This is a genomic window from Streptomyces sp. NBC_00045 (genome assembly GCF_045041095.1).
Classification (GTDB): domain Bacteria; phylum Actinomycetota; class Actinomycetes; order Streptomycetales; family Streptomycetaceae; genus Streptomyces.
On the sequence record NZ_CP108272.1, the window covers coordinates 511,775 to 529,966 of the forward strand.

Genomic DNA, 18,192 nt, shown 5'->3' on the forward strand with positions numbered 1-18,192 from the left:
CGGCACCCCTCAGGTCATGCGAATTACTTGCCCGTGCGGACGTTGACCTTGTCGAGACGCGGACGCATGGAAACGGCGTGGTTGCGGTTCATGGTGATGACTCCTCTGTGTGAACTGCTCATTATTGGAATGTCCCGGCGGGAGCGTTTTCCCCGGCGGCACGTCAACCATTTGAGCGTCAGATCCATTCGGCTGTCAATAATTTCCAGCGAATTGGGCCCTCACGAAAACGCGGGTCACGTGACTTCGCCACCGAATTCGAGTTCACAGGCCCACGTAAACGCTGGAACGGGCTGCGCCAATTCGTTGATGGCCGGGATGGATTTTCGGCGGCATTATCGAAATCACTGTCCGGCCATTCGCGCGGCCAGCCGGGTCAGGTCTTCCACGTACGTGTGACTCCTTGAAGGAGAGCCAAGTGTCCAGCAACCACTCCCTGTTCCTGATCAAGCCGGACGGGGTCGAGCGGCAGCTCCAGCAGGCCGTCGTCGAGGCCGCCGAGGAAGCCGGACTCACCGTCGTCTGCCGGCACCGGCTGCTGCTGGGCGAGGAGGACATCGTCCGGGCCTGGGCGGACACGCGCCGCACGGAACACCCGCTGGAGCACCTGTCCCTGGACCTCTGGTACGGCGGGCGTCCGATGGAGGTCCTACTCGTGACCGGCCCCGACGCGCTCGCCCGCGCGAGGCGGGTCAAGTCCGCGGTGCGGGCCGGATATCGGCTGGGCCCCTTCGCCAACGTATTGCACACCCCCGACCACACGGGGGAGTTCGACCTCCAGCTGTCGGTGTTCGCCGGGGACTGCGCGACCTGCTCCCAGGCGGTGTCCACCGACTTCGGCGACTACTCGGCCGTGCCCCAGGCGTACCCGCCCGGCACGCTGCTGCCCGAGGCCTGGCGCGACATCGAGCGGCTCAGGGAACTGGCTCAGCCGCTGTGGGACGACCCGACGTCCTGCTTCTGGCGCCCGACCTACCCGGATCCCTACCGGGCCGAGGACCCGCAGGGTCCGCAGGACCGGGCGCTGTACATCGCCGCGTCGCCGCACCAGCTCTCCTTCGACAACCTGGTGGGGGCCCTGGTGACGGCGCTGCCCGGGATCGACTTCGGCCACGCCCTCGAACTGGTCATCTCGGCGCTGCACCACCAGGACTTCACCCTCGCCGTGGGCACCAGGGCCGAGTGCGAGCGCTACCGGGACGCGCTCATGCGGCAGGGCCTCAACACCCCCATCCGTACGCTCGCCCAGGACGCCGTGCGCCGCGAGGAGCAGATCCGGACGGGTGCGGTGGCCGACGGCTCCGCGGCGTCAGCGGCATGAGCGGCACCGACGCGGGAAGTGGCACCGGCACCGGCACGGGTATCGGCACGGGCACGGGTATCGGCACGGGCACGGGTACCGGCACGGAGGCCGGTACCGGTGCGCAGGCCGCCGGCCGAGAGCGCGGCCGGACCCCCGGCCAGCTTGAGGACCGGCGGGCGAAGCGCGCCGCGCTGCTGGCCGGGGGGATCGACCCGTACCCTCCGGCCCGGCCGGCCGGCGCGCGCGTCGCCGAGCTCCACCGGCGCTACGGCGCACTGCCGCCGCGCACCCGGACCGGCGTCGCGGTGACCGTGAGCGGCCGGATCACCAGCCGCCGCGATCACCGGGACGTCGAGTTCGCCACCTTGCGCGACGGGTCCGAGGACATCCAGATATTGCTCGCGGGCGACCGCGACACGGGCCGGCCGCGCGCCGCGTGGCGGGAGCTGACGGACCTGGGGGATCTGGTGGTGGTCGGCGGCGAGCTGGTCACCACCGGGAGCGGCGCACTGGCCGTGGCCGCGGCGGAGTTCGCGCTCGCGGCCAAGGCGCTGCGGCCGCTGCCGGGCAGGCCCGCCGCCGGGAGGACGGACGGCCACCCCGCCGCGCACCGGGACCGCTACCGGCAGATGCTGCTGGACCCCGCCGAGACGGCCCGCGCGCACGCCCGGGGCGCGGCGCTCAGAGCGTTGCGCGAAGGCCTGTACGAGCGGGGGTTCACCGAGGCCGACACCCCGGTGCTGCACCCGCTGCCCGGCGGGACGGCCCGCCCGTTCACGGCGCACATGAACGCCTGGGGCGTGCCGTTGCACCTGCGGGCCACGGCCGAGATGTACCTCAAGCGACTCGTCGTCGGCGGCATGGACCGGATCTTCGAGATCGGTCGGATCTTCCGGAACGAGGGCGCCGACGCCCTGCACTTCCCGGAGTTCACCGTCTGCGAGGCCTACGCCGTCCACAGTGACTACCGCGATGCCGCGGCGCTGGCCCAGAAGCTGGTCGCCGCCGTCGCGAGCGCTCTGACCGGACCCGATCCGGCGCCCCCGTCCTTCGCCCGCCACCGCTTCCACGACCTGCTCGGCTCGGCGCTCGGCGCGGCGGTGGACAGTTCGACCTCGCGCGAGGACCTGGCCCGCCACGCCGCGCGGCACGGCATCGCGGCGCCGGCGGGAGCCGGCCCGGGCGCCCTGGCCCTGCTGCTCTACCGAAAGCTGGCCGAACCCCGGCTCCACCGGCCGACGTTCGTCTTCGACTTCCCGGCCGAGGGCGCGATCCTCGCCCGCCCCCACCGCCGGGACCCCGCACTCGTGGAGAGCTGGAGCCTGGTGATCGGCGGACTGGACGTCGGCCAGGGGTGCAGCGAGCTGACCGACCCGGTGGAACAGCGCCGCCGTTTCGCCGCCCAGGCCGCCACCCGGGCCGAGCAGGGCCTCGGCGCCACCGTCCTCGACGAGGGCTTCCTGGAGGCCCTGGAACACGGGCTGCCGCCCCTGGGCGGCCTCGTACTGGGCGTGGACCGGCTGATCACCGCGCTGCGCGGCGGAGGACGCCTGCGCGACCACCAGTGCCACCCCATCACACGGCCGGCTCCCGCGTCGTCCGCCCCGTCCGCGTCCACCGGCCGACACCCGTTCAGGAAGGAGCACCACAGTGGCCACTGACCACCAGCGCCTCGACAGCCTGCTGACGAGCGCCTGCACCCGGTTCGCTGACCGGCCCGCGCTCACCGACGACACCGGCTCACTGACCTACGCCGAACTGGCGGCCGAGGCGGCGGCGCTGCGCACCGAACTGGTGTCAGCCGGTCACCGCGCGGCGGATCCCGTCCTGGTCCGGGTGGGCAACCGGAGCGCCGACCTCGCCGCCCAGCTCGCCGTGTGGCAGGCCCGGGGCATCGTCGTACCGGTCCACCGGAGCACTCCGGACGCGGTGCTGAGCGAGACCGCCGAGCGCACCGGCGCCCGCCTCGTGCTGGACGTCGTGCACACCGCGGGCGACCGCACCCGCGGGTTGGGCCCGGCTTGGGCCCGCGTCCCCGGGGAACTCGATGCGGACCAGGCACTGGTGGCGTTCACCTCCGGAACCACGGGACGGCCCAAGGGGGTCGTGCTGTCACACCGGGCGCTGACTGCCAAGCTGCGGGCCGTCGCCGAGGTGCTGCCGTTCCGGCCCGGCGACCAGGCCCTACAGGTCCTCCAGCTCAACTTCACCTTCGGGCAGTGGACCTCGCTGCTGACCCTGGCCACCGGCGGCACCCTGCACCTGCTGCCCCGGTTCGACGCACCGGGCGTACTGCGCCGCCTCGCCGCGCGGCCGGCCGACCGGATCGCGGTGGTGCCCAGCATGCTGCGCCTGGTCGACCGGGAGCTGAGCACACCCGGCACGGGAGCGGAACTGTCCGCCGCGCTAAGGGCGTCCGGGGGACCCCGCACCTGGATCACCGGCGGGGAGCCACTGCCCGCCGGGCTCGGCCGCCGGCTGCAAGCCGCACTGCCCGGCTCGGGCATCGCCGACGTCTACGGGCTCAGCGAGACCTCGACCTCCGACTTCATCCTCACCCCCGACCAGTACGGGACGGCGGCGGGCACCATCGGCCGGCCGAGCCCGGGCGTGGAGTTCCGCATCGCCACCGGCGACGGGCCGCCCCGGCCCCCCGTTCCCGGCACCGTCGGTGAACTGTGCCTGCGCACCCCCCATCTGATGACCGGCTATCTGGACGACCCGGCCGCCACCCGTGCCGCGATGGACGGAGACTGGCTGCGCACGGGTGATCTCGCCACCGTCCGTCCCGCCGACGGCATGGTGGAACTGGTCGGCCGGAAGAAGCAGCTGATCTCCCGCGGCGGCGCCAAGATCGCGCCGCTTGAGGTGGAGCGCCCGTACACACAGCACCCGGCCGGCGCCGGCTGCCTGGCCGTCGGCGTCCCGGACCCGATGCTCGGGGAGCGCGTCCACCTGCTGTTCGTCGCCGCCCCCGGCACCAGCCCCACCGAGGAGGAACTGCGCGCCCACGGCCGCCGCCACCTGGAGCCGTACCAGGTGCCCGAGCGCGTCCATTTCGTGACGGAACTCCCGCTGGGCAGGACCGGCAAGACCGACCGCGCCGCCGCCGCCCGGCTGGCCGTCGCCGCCACGGCCGGGGCCGGGGCCGGGGCCGAGACGGGGGCGTCCCGGTGACCCTGCTCGGCGTGTCCACCGCGGCGCTGGCCGACCCGGACGACTTCGAGGCGCTGCTCGCCTACCGGCCCGACGTGGTCGAGTTCTACGGGTATCCCGCGACGGCGCTGCCCCGCATCGCACGGTTCTGCGCGGACCACGGGATACGCCCGGCCCTGCACACCCCCGTTCCCCACGACGGCACCCCGCCCCGGCGCTTCGCGCCCACCGGCCCGGACCGCCGCGAAGCGGCGGCGGCCCTGCGGCTGACCGAGGCCACCGTGCGCACCGCGGCCGACCTGGGCGCGCTCCACGTGGTGGTGCACTTCCCGAGCCCCTATCCGCCCTACGAGGAGGCGGGGTTCGAGGAGGCGTCCCAGGACTTCCTGTCCGCCACGGCTGCACTCGCCCGCGAGCACGGCGTCGCCGTACTCATCGAGAACCTGTCCGCCCACCCGCTGCTGCGGACTCCCGAGCAGTACCACCGCAGCTTGGCCGCCCATGGCGAGCTCGGCCTCTGCCTCGACCTCGGCCACGCCCACCTGCTCGGTGCGGACAGCGGGGCACCTGCCGGCTTCGCCGCCCTCTTCGGGCCCCGCATCCGCAGCATGCACGTCTACGAGACCACCGCCGAGCGCTACCCGCGGTACGGGCACGAGAGCGCCGACCGCGGCGGCACCCCGGCCGAGGGCTTCATGGGCTTGTCCGAACTGCTCCCCGACCTCCTGCGCCGCACCCGGCCGGCGGCGCTGGTCATGGAGCACGAGCCGGTCCGAACCGGCACGGAGCCGGCCGCGGCCGACTGGCTCAGAGAACTGATCCACCACCACGACGCAGGAGCGATCGCATGAGCAACAGCACTCACCTGGGCCTGGTGACCCGCCTCGCCGGGGCACGGGGCACGGACCGCACCACACTGCTGAAGGAACTGTCCGAGACCACCCAGCACCTGATCGACACGACCGGCCGCGGCCTCGACCTGACCGAGGCCGACCTCACCGGCCTCGACCTGAGCGAAGCCGATCTGCGCCGCGCCACACTGAACCGGGCCGTCCTGCACAGCACCCAGCTGGTCTCGGCGGACCTCTCCGAAGTCTCCATGGTCTGTCCCGGCATGGAACGCACCAACCTCCAGGGCGCCAGCCTGCGCTCGGCCTACGTGCACGCGCTCGCCGCGCAGACCTGCACCTTCGACGGAGCCGACCTCTCCGGTCTGCGGGACGCCACCGGCACCCTGTTCCACGGATGCAGCATGCGCGGCACCGAGCTGGACGGCGCCCACCTGGCAGGTTCGTTCTTCTACCAGTGCGACCTGTCGGACGGATCCGTCCGCGCGGCCAATCTCCAGGGCGCGCTCATCAACGAGTGCCTGCTGGACAACGCCGTCCTCGACGGCGCTCTGGTCGACCAGCTCACGATCACCAAGTCCGCCCTGCACGAGACCTCGCTGCGCGGCGCGAGCGGGAAGGGGCTGGTGCTGCAGCGCCTCACCTCCGCGGACGGACTGGTGCTCGCCGACGCCGCCCTGCCGAGTCTGCGCCTGTCCGAAGTCCGGGCCGACCGGGTGGACGCCGCGGGGCTCGCCGCCCGCGACGCCGACTTCACCGAGACCGTGCTGACCGGGGCCGACCTGACGCGCGCCGACCTCAGTGGCGTCCGGATCAGCCGCTGCGACCTGCCCGGCGCGCTGCTCACCGAGGCGCACCTGACCGGCGGATCGATCGCCACCAGCAGTCTGCGCGGCGCCGTACTGCGCGGCGGGCACGGCGAGAACCTGCACGTGGTGGAGAGCGACCTGACCGAAGCGGACCTGTGCGGCTTCACCGGGCGCTGCCTGACGGCCCGCGACGTCCGGCTCACCGGCGCGAACCTGCGGAACGCGAACCTCTACCGCGCCATGATCACCGGCGACCCGCCGCGCGCCATGAGCCTGCGCGGCGCCGTGCTGGAGGGCGCCACCCTGGTCCAGGCCTACATCGCCGCGGACCTGCGGGAGGCCGACCTGCGGGGCGCCAACTGCGCCTACAGCCGCTTCAGCCAGTCGGACCTCAGCGGCGCCCGTCTGGACGGCGCGAACATGTACCAGTCCACCTGGATCAAGGTCCCGGTGCGGGGCGCCGTGCTCACCGGGGTGCGCGCCCCGGTGTTCGCCAACCGCTGCCCCGGCCTGCCCGAAGCACTGCAACGGGCGGGGGGTCCCGCCGCGGCGGAGTTCACCGCCTTCCTGAAGGGGTTCGACGCCGCCCTCGCCACCGGCCGCAAGGGCTCCACGTGACACACGTCCTCATCGTCGCGGCCCACCCCGACGACGCCGAACTGGCGCTCGGCGGGACCATCGCCCATCTCACCGACCACGGCACCGAGGTGACCGTCGCCCTGTTCACCGTCTCCGAGACGGCGGGCAACGCAGACCCCGGACGCCGCGCCCGGCGCATCGAGGCCGCCGAGGCAGCCGCCGGAATCCTCGGGCACCGGCTGCACTGGCTGGGCGACGGCCACTGCGACCAGGTCGAGGACGTCCCCGAGTACCGGGCGGTCGGGTTCGTCGACGACCTGGTGGCGCGGACCGGACCCGACACCGTCATCAGCCACTGGGACGGCGACTCGCACGGCGACCACGTCCGCGTCGCCCGCGCGGTCATCGCCTCGTCCCGGCGCTGGCCGCACGCCGCACTGGCGCAGTTCGGCCCCAACGAGCACCGCACCGTGCGCCACGCGGAGTTCGTCCCCAATCTCTACGTCCCCACCGCCGGCCAACTTGCGCGCAAGGCGCGGGCCCTGGCCTGCCACCGCTACCCCGGGCAGGGATTCCGGGCCCTGGACACCGACGCGGTCGAGCTGTTCGACCGGGCGCGGGGGGCCGCCGTGGGGCTGGACGCGGCCGAGGGGCTGCGCCTCGTACGTCATCGCTTCACCCCCGGCCGTCCGCTCCTCTGAGAGCACGGCCCTCCACACCGAGGGAGTCACCGCCATGACAGCACTGACCACCGAGACGTCCTGGGCCCCGCCCGCACCGTCCGCCGCGCCCACCGTCCCCGTGCGGACGGCCGCGCCCATCGTCCCCGCACCTGGCCCCGATTACCGGGCCGACCTGCTGGCCCAGCACACCGCGGCCTGTGTCTGGGGCCTCGGCCACATCGGATGGTCCACCGTCGAAGCGCTCCGCGCCGAGGGCGTCGCCGTCGTCGGGTACGACATCGACCCCGCCCGGGCCGAGGAGCGGCGCGCCGTCGCGTCCGGACCGGCTGGCCCCGCCGCCCAGGTGACCTCGGACCGGGCCCGCGCACTGGCCGACGACGTCGCCGTGCACTTCGTCGCCGTGCCCACCGAACGCGAGGCGGAACCCTTCGCCGGGGCGCTGGTCGAGGTGTTCGCCGCCATCGTCGCCGACACCGCGGCCCGGCGACCGGGCCGCCCGCCGCTGGTGATCGTCGAGTCGACGCTGACCCCGGGCACGGTCGAGGACCTGCTGCTCCCCCTCGTCACCTCGGCCGGTCTCGAACCCGACACCGACCTGCTGCTTGCCCTGGCCCCGCGCCGCGACTGGTTCCTCGCCGAGGGGTACGGCCTGCGCGACCTCGACCGGATCTACTGCGGCGTCGCGGCGCGCTCCGCCGACGCCGCCCGTGACGTGCTGGGCCTGATGTGCGACACCCTGCACCGCGCGCCCAGCCACATCGAGGGCGAACTCGTCAAGTGCGTCGAGAACGCCTACCGCCACGTGGAGATCACCCTCGCCAACCAGCTCACCCTGGCCTACCCGCACGTCGACATGGTGGAGGTGCTGCGCCTCGCCGGCACCAAGTGGAACATCGGGACCTTCCACCCGAGCTTCGGCACCGGCGGCTACTGCATCCCGCTCTCCAGCCGGTACCTCCTGCGGGGCGCGGCCGACACCACACCACTGTCCCTACTCAGCGAGGCGGTGGACACCGACATGCGGATGCGCGGACTCGTCGCCGAGGCGGTCGCGCCCCGGGGCCGGGTACTGGTCCTCGGGGTCGCCTACAAGGGCGGCATCAAGGTGGCCACGCTCAGCCCCACCGTGCGGATCACCGAGGAACTGCGGCGGCTGGAAACCGAGTTCAGCGTGCACGACCCGATGTACAGCGCCGAGGAGATCGACACCCTGCTCGGACCCGGCACGGCCGCCACCGATCTGGCCCTGGCCTTCCGGGAGGCGTCCACCGTCCTCGTCGTGCCCGACCATCCGGAATTCCGCGGGGAGCCGTACCTCTCGCTGCTCGACGAGCGCCGGGAGCAGCCCCTTCTGGTGCTGGACAACCACGGAGTCTGGGCGGACCGGGAGTGGCCGGCCCACATCTCCTACAGCAGGGCCGGCGGCAGCGGCTGGCTGGCCGCCCGCGACGGCGGACCGGCGGACCCCCGATGACCGGCGCCACCCCCACGGCACCCGCGGCACCCGCGGCACCCGCGGCACCCGCGCGGCCGGACGCCGCACCCGCGCGGCCGGGCGTACTGCCGCAGTCCGCGCGCCCGCCGTCCGACGCGTTCACCGACCCCGTGGTCGTCCGCACCCGGGCGCTGGCCGGATCGCTGCTGGCCCCGGACGCCGCCGCGACCGCACGGTCCCGGGTTCCGCGCTCCCACCTGGACGCCCTCGGTGCGGCGGGCGCCCTGGGCACCGCGGTGTACCGGCCCGCCGGACCGCACACCCCGGCGCAGGTGCAGCGTGCGGTGTCCGAAACGATCGCCGCAGCGGACGGCGCGACCTGGTGCGTCTTCGCCCAGCACCACCACCCGCTGCGCGAGGTGGCGGCCTCACCCGTCCCGGCGACCCGGGAGCGCTGGCTCGAACCCATGACCCACGGCCGGGTCCTCGCCGCCGTGGCGACCTCGCACCTGCGCCGGCCCGGGCCGCCGGCCGTCACCGCCGTCCGTGACGGGCAGGGCTGGCGGCTGCACGGCCGCCTCGCCTGGCTGACCGGCTGGGGGCTCGCCGACGTCGTCCTCGTGGGCGCGGTCACCCCCGACGACCGGATCCTGTTCGCCCTGCTGGACTGCGACGAACGGGCCGGGCTCACCGACGTGCGCCCGCACCGGCTGTGGAGCATGGAGGCGACCAGCACGGTGTCGGCGCGCCTGGACGGCGTCGCCGTCGCGCCCGACCGGCTGGTCGCCCTGCACCCGGGAGCCGACTGGCGGCGCGCCGACGCCGCACGCCGGCCGAACGTCAATCCCGGCGTGTTCGGCACGATCGCCGCCGCCACCGCCTGCCTGACCGGGGCCGGGAGCGGTCCCGAATACGGCGAACTGGGCCTGCGCATCGCCGCCGAGGCGAGCACCCTGCGCACCACCGCCTACCAGCTGATGGACGAGGTACCGGCGCACGAGGCGACGACCGAGCGGCTCGCCGTCAGGGCGGCGGCCCTGGATCTGGCCGGCCGGGCCGCCACCGCCTGCGTCGCGGCCGGCGGCGGGGCGAGCACCACCGCCGGCTCACTGCCGGCCCGGCTGCTGGCGGAGGCCTCCTTCCACCTCGTACAGGCACAGACCGGGGAAAGCCGCGCCGCCACGGGGGCACGGATGCTCGCCGTCACCAACGCCGCCACCAACGCCGCCACGAACGCCGCCCGGAGTACCCGGTGACGGGCCCCGGGCGGCGCCGCAGGGTCCGCCTCGCGGACACCGGCCCCACCGTCTTCACCGAAATGTCCGAACGCGCCGCCCTGCACGGTGCGATCAACCTCGGCCAGGGCTTCCCGGACACCCCGGGACCCGCGCCGGTCGTCGACTCCGCGATCGCCGCCCTGCGGGCCGGACACCACCAGTACCCGCCGGTCCCCGGACTGCCGGAACTACGCAAAGCCATCGCCGACCACCAGCGGGCCCGGTACGGGATCGAGCTGGACCCCGCCCGGCAGGTCGTCGTGACCACCGGAGCGTCCGAAGCACTGGCGGCGGCCCTACTGGCGCTGACCGGCCCGGGAGACGAAGTCGTCGTCCTGGAGCCGTACTACGACGCCTACGCGGCATGCGTCGCGCTGGCCGGGGCCACGCTGGTGCCCGTCCGCCTCGACCCGCCCGCCTTCACGCTGGACCCGGCCGCGCTGCGCCGCGCCGTGACCCCGCGGACGAAGGTCCTGCTCCTCAACACCCCGCACAATCCCACCGGAACGGTGCTACCCCCCGAGAGCCTGCGGCAGATCGGGGAAACGGCCCGGGCCCACGACCTGCTGGTCATCTCCGACGAGGTCTACGAACACCTCGTGTACGAGGGGCCGCCGCACCTGCCCCTCGCCGCCCTGCCCGGCATGGCGGAGCGGACCCTGACCATCGGATCGGCCGGCAAGACCTTTTCCGTCACCGGGTGGAAGGTCGGCTGGGCCACCGGCCCACGGGATCTCGTCGAAGCGGTCACCGCGGTCAAGCAGTACCTGTCGTTCGGCTCCGGAACCCCCTTCCAGCACGCGGTCGCCGATGCCCTGCGCCTGCCCTCCGCCCACTTCACCCAGCTGCGCGACTCACTGAGGCGCCGCCGGGACCTCCTGGTCGCCGGGCTGAACGACGCCGGCTTCACCGCGCACGCCCCGCGCGGCACCTACTTCGTGACGGCCGACATCCGGCCGCTGGGCGAGCGGGACGGCTTGGAATTCTGCCGCTCCCTGCCCGCCCGCTGCGGTGTCGCAGCCATTCCGAACCAGGTCTTCTACACCGATCCCGACGCGGGCCGTCCCTACGTCCGGTTCACCTTCTGCAAACAGCGGGCCGTGCTCGACGAGGCGGTGAGAAGGCTCAGCGTCCTGCCCGGCAGCCGCCCTGCATCCACCCTCCGTACGGAAGAGAAGATCGCGTGATCACAACGGCCGACCGGCCCACCGCCATCCCCGCCGCCCTGCGCCGGGCCGAACTGGAAGCCGCCCTGAGGGCCGTGACCGCCCGCATCGAGGCCGCGGCGGCCGAATCCGGCCGCGATCCGCGTGACATCACCCTGGTGGCCGTCACCAAGACCCGGCCCGCCTCGGACGCCCGCTTGCTGTGCGGGCTCGGTGTCGGGCACCTGGGCGAGAACCACGACCGTGAGGCGGCCGCCAAGGCCGCCGACCTCGCCGACCTGGCCGACCTCGCGGTGCCGCCGCAGTGGCACTTCGTCGGCACGCTGCAGCGCAACAAGGCGGCGTCGGTGGCCCGTTACGCCGACTTCGTCCACTCGGTGGACCGTCCCACGCTGGTGACGGCCCTCTCCCGGGGAGCCGTGAACGCCGGCCGGACCGTGTCGTGCCTGCTCCAGGTGAGCCTCGACGCAGACCCGCGGCGCGGCGGCGTGCCGGCCGAGGGGCTCGCCGCCCTCGCCGACGCGGTCGCCGATGCCCCGGGCCTGCGGCTGGCCGGAGTCATGGCGGTCGCCCCGCTCGCCGTGCCGGCCCCGCAGGCGTTCGCCCGGCTGGCCTCGCTCGCCACCCGGCTGCGGGCGGACCATCCGCGGGCCACCGTCATCTCGGCCGGCATGAGCGGCGATCTGGAAGCGGCCGTCGCGGCCGGAGCGACCCACCTGCGGGTGGGCTCCGCCCTCCTCGGGGCCCGCACCTACCCGGCGACTCCCCGTACACCGGGCACGCCGCAGGACGGTGCCGCATGAACCGTCCCCTGAACCCGGTGCCCCCCGCCCCCGCGCTGCCACCCCTGGACACCGCGCTGCCGCCCGCGGGCACCGGAACCCGGGCCCTGGACCTGCGGTACCTGGAACGCCCGCCCGCCGAACACCAACGGCCCTACTTCCCCTTCGTCGCGCACCACCTGCGCGAGGTCCTGGACCGCCCGGGCGCCTCCGTCCTGGACATCGGATGCGCCAACGGCGCCTTCCTGCACCATCTGGCGGGCCGGTACCCGCGCGCCCGCCTCACCGGAATCGACGTACTGCCCGCCCTCGTCGAGCACGCAGCACGCCACGTTCCGCGGGCTTCCTTCGCCCTGGGCGACGTCGGCCGGGCCGAGACCCTGCCCGCGCAGCGGTACAGCGCGGTCACCCTCCTCACCCTGCACAGCCACTTCGACTCCCTCGACCCGTGGCTCGACCACGTCCTCGACCTGGTCGAACCCGGCGGACGCGCCATGCTGTTCGGCCCGTTCAACCCGCACCCCGTCGATGTCCTGGTCCGCCTGCGCCAAGCCGACGGAGAGGGGGACGGCGCCTGGCTCCCCGGCTGGAACGTGCACTCCCGCGCCGCGTTCGCGGACCACCTCGCCGCACGGGGACTGCGCCACCGCTTCCACGACTACCAGCCGCCGACGAGCGTCCCGCGGTCCCCGAACGACCCGCTCAGCACACGCCGCGCGACCTTGGACGGCGCACCCGTGCTGACCAACGGAGGCGGCCTGCTCCTCCCCTTCGCCCTGCTGGAGATCACCGTATGAGCCCCCGCCGGCCAGCCGCTTCCCCGGCCGAGCCGTTCCTCGCACTGCTGCGCAGCCCCACGACGGGGGGCCCGCTCACCTGGGCCGAGCCGTACGTCCTCACCGACGGCGAATCGCTGTGGCCCTGCCTGGACGGCATCCCGTACCTGCGCACCGGACGCGACCTGCTGCGCGCACGCACGATCGACGCCATCCGAGCGGGCGACCTCGACCGGGCCCTCGCCCTGCTGCTGTGCGACCGCAAGGACGACACGGTTCCGGCGGCCGATCCCGTCTCGGCGCTCGCCGTGGCCGCCGGCGCCACGACCGCCAAGGCGGCCATGGACGGGCTCGGTTACGGAGGCCTGGCCCCCTACTTCCTGCACCGCTGGTGCCAGCCGACGTACCTGAGCGGCCTCGCCCTGCTGGACGCGCACGTCCCGACCGGCGCCACCCTCTTCGAGATCGGCTGCGGGGCCGGGCACCTCCTGCGCACCTGGACGGACCGCTCGGGCCCCGCCATCGGCTCCGACCTGGTCTTCTCCCACCTGTGGCTCGCCCGGACCTTCTGCGCCCCCACCGCGCACCTGGTCTGCTTCGACGCCGAAGGCGCCTTCCCGCTCGCGGACGGCGCCGCCGGAGCGGCCCTCAGCCACGACAGCTTCCACTACTTCCGCGACAAGCAGCACGTCCTGGCGGAGCTGCTCCGCGTCAGCGGCACCGGTCCGGTACTGCTGGGCCACGTCCACAACGCCTCGCGCGACAACTACTCCGCGGGCCACCCGCTGCCCACCGACGCGTACCTGGCCGCGCTCTCCCCCGACCGCTGCTACGACGACGAGGTCCTCACTGACGCGGCGCTGCAGGAACGTACGCCGGCGCCGGTGCGCGGTGAGGAACTGCGCGACGCGGCCGCGCTGGCCTTCGCCTGCCGCACGTCCGGGGACGCTGCGGTCCCCGGACGGCTCACGGGGGTCGTGCCGGGGCGCCCGCTCAGACTCAATCCGCTGCTGACCGACACCGGGCCCCGTTGGCCCGACGAGAAGTTCGCCCGCGAGTTCACCGACGGCTGGCCCTATCTGCGCGATCTGACGCGGCCTCCCCGGGCGACCCTGGCCGCGGGCCGCGCGGGACTCGCCGGTTCCGATCCCGACGTCGACTCGTTCGCCCGCCGACGCGTACTCCTGGACCTCCCCGAAAGCTGGCTCTGACATGACCTCCACCATCTTGCCGTCCCCCGCCCTGCCCCTCGTGGACGCCGAGCGGCTGCCGGACTCCTGCCGCACGGGTCCGGGCGTACGCATCCACGCCGGGCGGCTGACCGTCGGCGAGGGCGTGAGGATCGGCGCCGGCACCACCATCGTGGGCGACGACGTCGTGATCGGCGACGGCACGGTCATCGGCCCCGACTGCGACTTGCGGGCCGCCACACTGCGTCTGGGCACCGGCACCGAGATCGGCCCCCGCGTACGCGTGCTCGTCGCGGAGCGGTTCGCGGTGGGCGGCGCCGCCCGCATCGCCCCCGACGTGCAGGTGCTGTGCCGGGACTTCACGGCGGGCCGGCTGTTCTACTTCGGCGACGGCGCGCGCGTCGGCTACGGCGGGACCACGACCTCGACGGCCCGGGTCCGCATCGGAGACCGGGTCACGATCGGCCAGCACACCATCCTCAACGCGAACCACGAGATCACCCTGGGCGACGGTGTCGGCACCGGCTCCTACCTGGCCATATGGACCCACGGCTACCACTTCGGGCACGGCCCGCTCAACGGCACCGAGCCCGCCTACGCCCCCGTCCGCATCGCACGCGACGCATGGCTCGGCTACCACGTGACCGTGCTTCCCGGCGCCCACGTCGGCGAGGCGACCGTCGTCGCCGCGGGGTCCGTCGTCACCGCACCCCTCCCCGCCGGTGTCCTCGCCGGCGGCGTCCCCGCCCGGGTGAAGAAGTCCCTCGACTTGCGGCCCGTCGGCGACGACCGGGCCCGTGAAGCTGTCCTCGGCGTACTGCGGGGCTGGCGCACCGAACTCGTCTGGAAGGGCTGCCCGGTCGAGTGGCAGGAGCGGCCCGGGGCCCCGGGCCCGCTGACCGTCAGCCTCGCGGACGGCTCGCACCGCACCCGGGTCGTCCTCCTCGCGCCGGACGACCCCTGGCCGGCAACCCCGCCGCCCGGCGAGGCACTCGCGGTCCTCGTCCTCGGCGACCGCGCGGCCGAGCACCGGCCCCAGGGCTCCGTCGCCGTGTTCGAGGTGCGCTCGGGACGTCTGCGCGGCCACACCTCACCCGTCATCGAGGACCTCCGCGACCAGTTGCGGCGCCATGCCGTGCCGTGCGGGGACGACCGGTCCTTCAGCTCGATCGAGCCCGAGGCCTTCGCCAGGCTCAGGAGGGCCGCGGCATGACCCCTGCCGACGAACCGGCGGTCATCGGCCTGCTCGGCGGAATGAGCTGGCCGTCCACCCTCACCTACTACCGGGCCGTCAACGAAGGCGTCGGGAAGGTCCTCGGCGGGTCCCACTCGGCCCGCATGGTCATCTGGTCGCAGGACTACGCCGAGGTGGAGCGCCGGCAACTGGCCGAGGACTGGGAGGGAGCCGGCGAGCTGCTCGCCGAGGGAGCCCGGCGGCTCGCGGCAGCGGGCGCGGACATGCTGGCCATCGCCTGCAACACCATGCACCGCGTCTCCGGCGCCGTGCGCGTCGCCTGCGACCTGCCCCTGATCGACATCGTCGAGGTCACGGCGGAGGCCACCCGCAGCCGCGGCATGACCCGGGCGGCGGTCCTCGGCACCCGGTTCACCTCACAGGGAGGGCTGTTCACCGGCGCGCTGGCAGCCCGGGGAGTCGAACCGGTCCTGCCCGCCCCCGGGGACCAGCGGCTCGTCGACCGCATCATCTACGACGAACTGTGCCGGGGCACCGTGAGCGACGCGGCGGCGTCCGCGTTCACGCAGCTGCGGGAGCGGCTGCGGCGCGACGGAGTGGACGGCTTCATCCTCGCCTGCACCGAACTCGGCCTGCTCGTCCCGCCCTCCGAACGCGTCTCACCGGAGATCGTCGACACCGTGGACGTGCACGTCCAGGCACTGGTCACGGCTTCCCTGACGGGACGCCCCGGCGCACCGGCCGCCACCCCCTGAACGTGCAGGCCCCGGATCCCGCGCTCCGGTGGACTCCACGGTCGGACCGGCCCGGCGCCCCGGTTCGCCCTTCGTACACGGGCGCCTGTCGCCGAAACAGCACAGTCACCGGAAGGCACATGAACATCGAGAACCCGGCCGCATCGCCGGCCACCCTCAGCGTCCGGCCCCAGCACACCGGCCGGTGGGGCCAGCCGCGCTACGAGGACCCGGACGCGGCCCGCAAGGCGCTGCGCCGGCTCGCCTCCGGCGTGACCGTTCTGACCGTCGACGGCGGTGCGGGTGCCCGGCACGGCACCACCGCCAGCTCCATGGTCGCCGTCTCCCGCGAGCCGCTGATCCTCGGCGTGTGCCTGCGCCGCACGTCCACGTTCACCCGACTGGCGCTCGCCGCCGGCACGTTCTCCGTCAGCGTGCTCGCCGCCGGCCAGGGCGACGTCGCCGGCCGGTTCGCGGACCCCGAACGCCCGTCGGGCGACGCCCAATTCGCGGGACTCGCATGGACCACCGACCCGCTCAGCGGCGCCCCGCTCCTCGACGGCTCCCTCTCGCACCTGTCCTGCCGGCTGCTCGACCGCCACCAGGTGGGGGACCACGACCTCCTGCTCGCCGAAGTCACCGCCGGTGCGCACGCCCGCGACACCCCCATGCTCAGCTTCGCCGGACGCCTGCACACCACAGCGTGCGCCGGACCGTAAGAGATGACGGGCTGGAGTGGGCTGCGCACGCGGCCGGCCCCCGAACGGTGTCCAAGGGCGCGGGTGCGCGGCCGGTAGGCCCACGCGTCCACCACGGCAGCCCTTCCTGCGCAGGCACGGATGCACGCGGCCCCGAGTGCAGGGCTGCGGCCCGGCGTGACCGGGCCAGGCGTGACCGGGCCGGGCGTGACCGGGACCTCCGGGCGGGGCGTCCCGACAGGATCCCGGCTTCCGAGGCCGTGGCGCGTGCCTTCGTGCTGCGCGATGCCGGGCTGTCGGCCGGTGACACCCCAGCGGTCTCAGGGGTTTCGGCCACCCTCGTGCGTCGTCTCCTGTGGTGCCTGTCCGTGGACCGGCAGCCGCCGGTCCACCGCACCACTGCCGAGGCGATCCTGGGGGTGCCCCTCACCGGTCTGTCCAGACGGCGCTGCCATCTGGGCTGGTCCCGTCCGGCACAAGCGCCAGGTGCCTGAAGGAACGTGCGGAGGGGGCCGGTCCCGGCTTCCTGGCGAGCCGGCCGGGCACGAGCACCCACACCATCGCCGTGATCCGCGCCCGCGCCCGCGCATCGCCCTCGCCTCGACCGGGCCATCCAGAACTGCCGTGGGGAAGACCGCGAGCGCCCCTGCCGAGTACGGCATCGCGGCACACCGCAGCCGGAGGGCCCGCGCCGCCGCCGGCCGGTGCCCAGCACCTCCTGCACGCCGGCTGAACCGAGCACCTGCGGCACGGCCGGTGCCCGGCGACCGGCCGACCAGTCCACGTCGGCAGTGGCGACGTGTGTGTCAGCGCAGCCGACAGCCCCCGAAACCGTGCCGAGCCGGGCATCGGAGACCTGCGGGCGCTACCTTCACAGGTATGACTGCCCACCCGGCCGCCGTGGCGGTGACCTGTCCGGAATGCGTCCGGCTGCGCCAGAGCGCGCACCAGCCTGCCCGTGCCGGGGAACCCGACCCCCGCCGTGGCGCACCCGGTCCGGCAATGACGAGGCTGGCGCGCCATGTGGCCACCCGCCACCTCGATCTCCTGCCGGGATGGGTTGCGGGCTGCGCCCGCTGCGATGAGCTCAGCGAGGCGATGAGGCAAGCGGCGGCCGCAGGGCTGCTCGGTGCCGGGATCGCGCAGGTCGGCGCCGAACACCGGGCCCTGCACATGCTCGGCGCCCCGGATACGGCCGCTGCCCGGCTGACAGTCCCGGGCACTCCCGGCCCCGGCAACAGCCAGTAGCCGGAGTGCGGCGGACGCTCAGAGTACGGATACCGCTCCGAGCGCCGGGCGGCACCCCGCACTTTCGAACGTACCCCGGAGTGCGGGGAAGAGGCTGGGCGCAGGTCCGCCAAACCGATCGTCGACCCGCCCGACGAGCAGGGGTGACGCCCGTTGCGCTCCGAGCTTGACCGCCAGACCGTCGCCCATCCGCCACCTCGGGCTCGCCGCACGACATGACACCCCAACCCCCGTGCGCGTATGAAGATTTCATGAGTCGCCCAACCTCGAACGCGATCTGATCATCTTCCCCGCCGAGTCCGTCACCGCCCCC

Annotated in this window: 16 protein-coding genes; all 16 read left to right on the forward strand. The window is 74.1% G+C overall.

Annotated elements, in window-relative coordinates:
• Positions 1-418 precede the first annotated feature (418 nt).
• The 16 genes from OHA65_RS38075 to OHA65_RS38150 all read left to right on the forward strand — a co-directional run bounded on the left by OHA65_RS38075 (position 419) and on the right by OHA65_RS38150 (position 17,879).
• Complete coding sequence (locus OHA65_RS38075) at positions 419-1,321, forward strand: hypothetical protein (RefSeq protein WP_331730171.1); 903 nt, start codon at positions 419-421, stop codon at positions 1,319-1,321.
• Complete coding sequence (locus OHA65_RS38080) at positions 1,318-2,964, forward strand: amino acid--tRNA ligase-related protein (RefSeq protein WP_331736404.1); 1,647 nt, start codon at positions 1,318-1,320, stop codon at positions 2,962-2,964. Before OHA65_RS38075 ends, OHA65_RS38080 begins: the two co-directional genes overlap by 4 nt.
• Positions 2,954-4,480, forward strand: a complete 1,527-nt coding sequence (locus OHA65_RS38085) for a long-chain fatty acid--CoA ligase (RefSeq protein WP_331736406.1) — start codon at positions 2,954-2,956, stop codon at positions 4,478-4,480. Before OHA65_RS38080 ends, OHA65_RS38085 begins: the two co-directional genes overlap by 11 nt.
• Before the next feature lie 11 nt (positions 4,481-4,491).
• Entirely contained in the window at positions 4,492-5,310 is an 819-nt protein-coding gene (locus tag OHA65_RS38090; RefSeq protein WP_327286420.1) for a sugar phosphate isomerase/epimerase family protein, read from the forward strand.
• On the forward strand, positions 5,307-6,734 hold the full coding sequence (locus OHA65_RS38095; protein WP_327286421.1) for a pentapeptide repeat-containing protein: 1,428 nt from the start codon (positions 5,307-5,309) through the stop codon (positions 6,732-6,734). Before OHA65_RS38090 ends, OHA65_RS38095 begins: the two co-directional genes overlap by 4 nt.
• On the forward strand, positions 6,731-7,396 hold the full coding sequence (locus OHA65_RS38100) for a PIG-L deacetylase family protein (protein ID WP_331736408.1): 666 nt from the start codon (positions 6,731-6,733) through the stop codon (positions 7,394-7,396). The genes OHA65_RS38095 and OHA65_RS38100 overlap by 4 nt, the downstream gene beginning before the upstream one ends.
• Positions 7,397-7,430: 34 nt before the next feature.
• A complete protein-coding gene (locus OHA65_RS38105) occupies positions 7,431-8,852 on the forward strand; it encodes a UDP binding domain-containing protein (RefSeq protein ID WP_331730181.1) in 1,422 nt (473 codons plus the stop codon).
• Positions 8,849-10,069 carry an acyl-CoA dehydrogenase family protein gene (locus OHA65_RS38110; RefSeq protein WP_331736409.1) on the forward strand — a complete coding sequence of 407 codons (1,221 nt, stop codon included), beginning with the start codon at positions 8,849-8,851 and terminating at the stop codon, positions 10,067-10,069. Before OHA65_RS38105 ends, OHA65_RS38110 begins: the two co-directional genes overlap by 4 nt.
• Positions 10,066-11,277 (forward strand): pyridoxal phosphate-dependent aminotransferase, encoded by a 1,212-nt coding sequence (locus OHA65_RS38115; RefSeq protein ID WP_327286425.1) that lies wholly within the window; start codon positions 10,066-10,068, stop codon positions 11,275-11,277. Before OHA65_RS38110 ends, OHA65_RS38115 begins: the two co-directional genes overlap by 4 nt.
• The gene (locus OHA65_RS38120) at positions 11,277-12,059 is read left to right on the forward strand and encodes a YggS family pyridoxal phosphate-dependent enzyme (RefSeq protein ID WP_327286561.1); all 783 of its coding nucleotides are present in this window, start codon (positions 11,277-11,279) and stop codon (positions 12,057-12,059) included. The genes OHA65_RS38115 and OHA65_RS38120 overlap by 1 nt, the downstream gene beginning before the upstream one ends.
• Positions 12,056-12,835: a class I SAM-dependent methyltransferase gene (locus OHA65_RS38125; RefSeq protein ID WP_327286426.1), complete on the forward strand. Its 780-nt coding sequence runs from the start codon at positions 12,056-12,058 to the stop codon at positions 12,833-12,835. The genes OHA65_RS38120 and OHA65_RS38125 overlap by 4 nt, the downstream gene beginning before the upstream one ends.
• Entirely contained in the window at positions 12,832-14,025 is a 1,194-nt protein-coding gene (locus OHA65_RS38130; protein WP_327286427.1) for a methyltransferase domain-containing protein, read from the forward strand. The genes OHA65_RS38125 and OHA65_RS38130 overlap by 4 nt, the downstream gene beginning before the upstream one ends.
• A gap of 1 nt (position 14,026) precedes the next feature.
• Positions 14,027-15,217, forward strand: a complete 1,191-nt coding sequence (locus OHA65_RS38135) for a DapH/DapD/GlmU-related protein (protein ID WP_327286428.1) — start codon at positions 14,027-14,029, stop codon at positions 15,215-15,217.
• Complete coding sequence (locus OHA65_RS38140) at positions 15,214-15,954, forward strand: amino acid racemase (protein WP_327286429.1); 741 nt, start codon at positions 15,214-15,216, stop codon at positions 15,952-15,954. Before OHA65_RS38135 ends, OHA65_RS38140 begins: the two co-directional genes overlap by 4 nt.
• 119 nt (positions 15,955-16,073) lie before the next feature.
• Positions 16,074-16,652, forward strand: coding sequence for a flavin reductase family protein (locus tag OHA65_RS38145; RefSeq protein ID WP_327286430.1), 579 nt, complete (start codon positions 16,074-16,076; stop codon positions 16,650-16,652).
• Positions 16,653-17,510: 858 nt separating this feature from the next.
• The gene (locus OHA65_RS38150) at positions 17,511-17,879 is read left to right on the forward strand and encodes a hypothetical protein (protein ID WP_327286431.1); all 369 of its coding nucleotides are present in this window, start codon (positions 17,511-17,513) and stop codon (positions 17,877-17,879) included.
• Positions 17,880-18,192: the final 313 nt, after the last annotated feature.

Excerpts from the sequence above, each read along its gene's own strand:
- OHA65_RS38140 (WP_327286429.1), top strand. The coding sequence starts at position 15,214 with ATGACCCCTGCCGACGAACCGGCGGTCATCGGCCTGCTCGGCGGAATG.
- OHA65_RS38105 (WP_331730181.1), top strand. The coding sequence starts at position 7,431 with ATGACAGCACTGACCACCGAGACGTCCTGGGCCCCGCCCGCACCGTCC.
- OHA65_RS38145 (WP_327286430.1), top strand. The coding sequence starts at position 16,074 with ATGAACATCGAGAACCCGGCCGCATCGCCGGCCACCCTCAGCGTCCGG.
- OHA65_RS38135 (WP_327286428.1), top strand. The coding sequence starts at position 14,027 with ATGACCTCCACCATCTTGCCGTCCCCCGCCCTGCCCCTCGTGGACGCC.
- OHA65_RS38110 (WP_331736409.1), top strand. The coding sequence starts at position 8,849 with ATGACCGGCGCCACCCCCACGGCACCCGCGGCACCCGCGGCACCCGCG.
- OHA65_RS38095 (WP_327286421.1), top strand. The coding sequence starts at position 5,307 with ATGAGCAACAGCACTCACCTGGGCCTGGTGACCCGCCTCGCCGGGGCA.
- OHA65_RS38125 (WP_327286426.1), top strand. The coding sequence starts at position 12,056 with ATGAACCGTCCCCTGAACCCGGTGCCCCCCGCCCCCGCGCTGCCACCC.
- OHA65_RS38150 (WP_327286431.1), top strand. The coding sequence starts at position 17,511 with ATGACTGCCCACCCGGCCGCCGTGGCGGTGACCTGTCCGGAATGCGTC.
- OHA65_RS38130 (WP_327286427.1), top strand. The coding sequence starts at position 12,832 with ATGAGCCCCCGCCGGCCAGCCGCTTCCCCGGCCGAGCCGTTCCTCGCA.
- OHA65_RS38080 (WP_331736404.1), top strand. The coding sequence starts at position 1,318 with ATGAGCGGCACCGACGCGGGAAGTGGCACCGGCACCGGCACGGGTATC.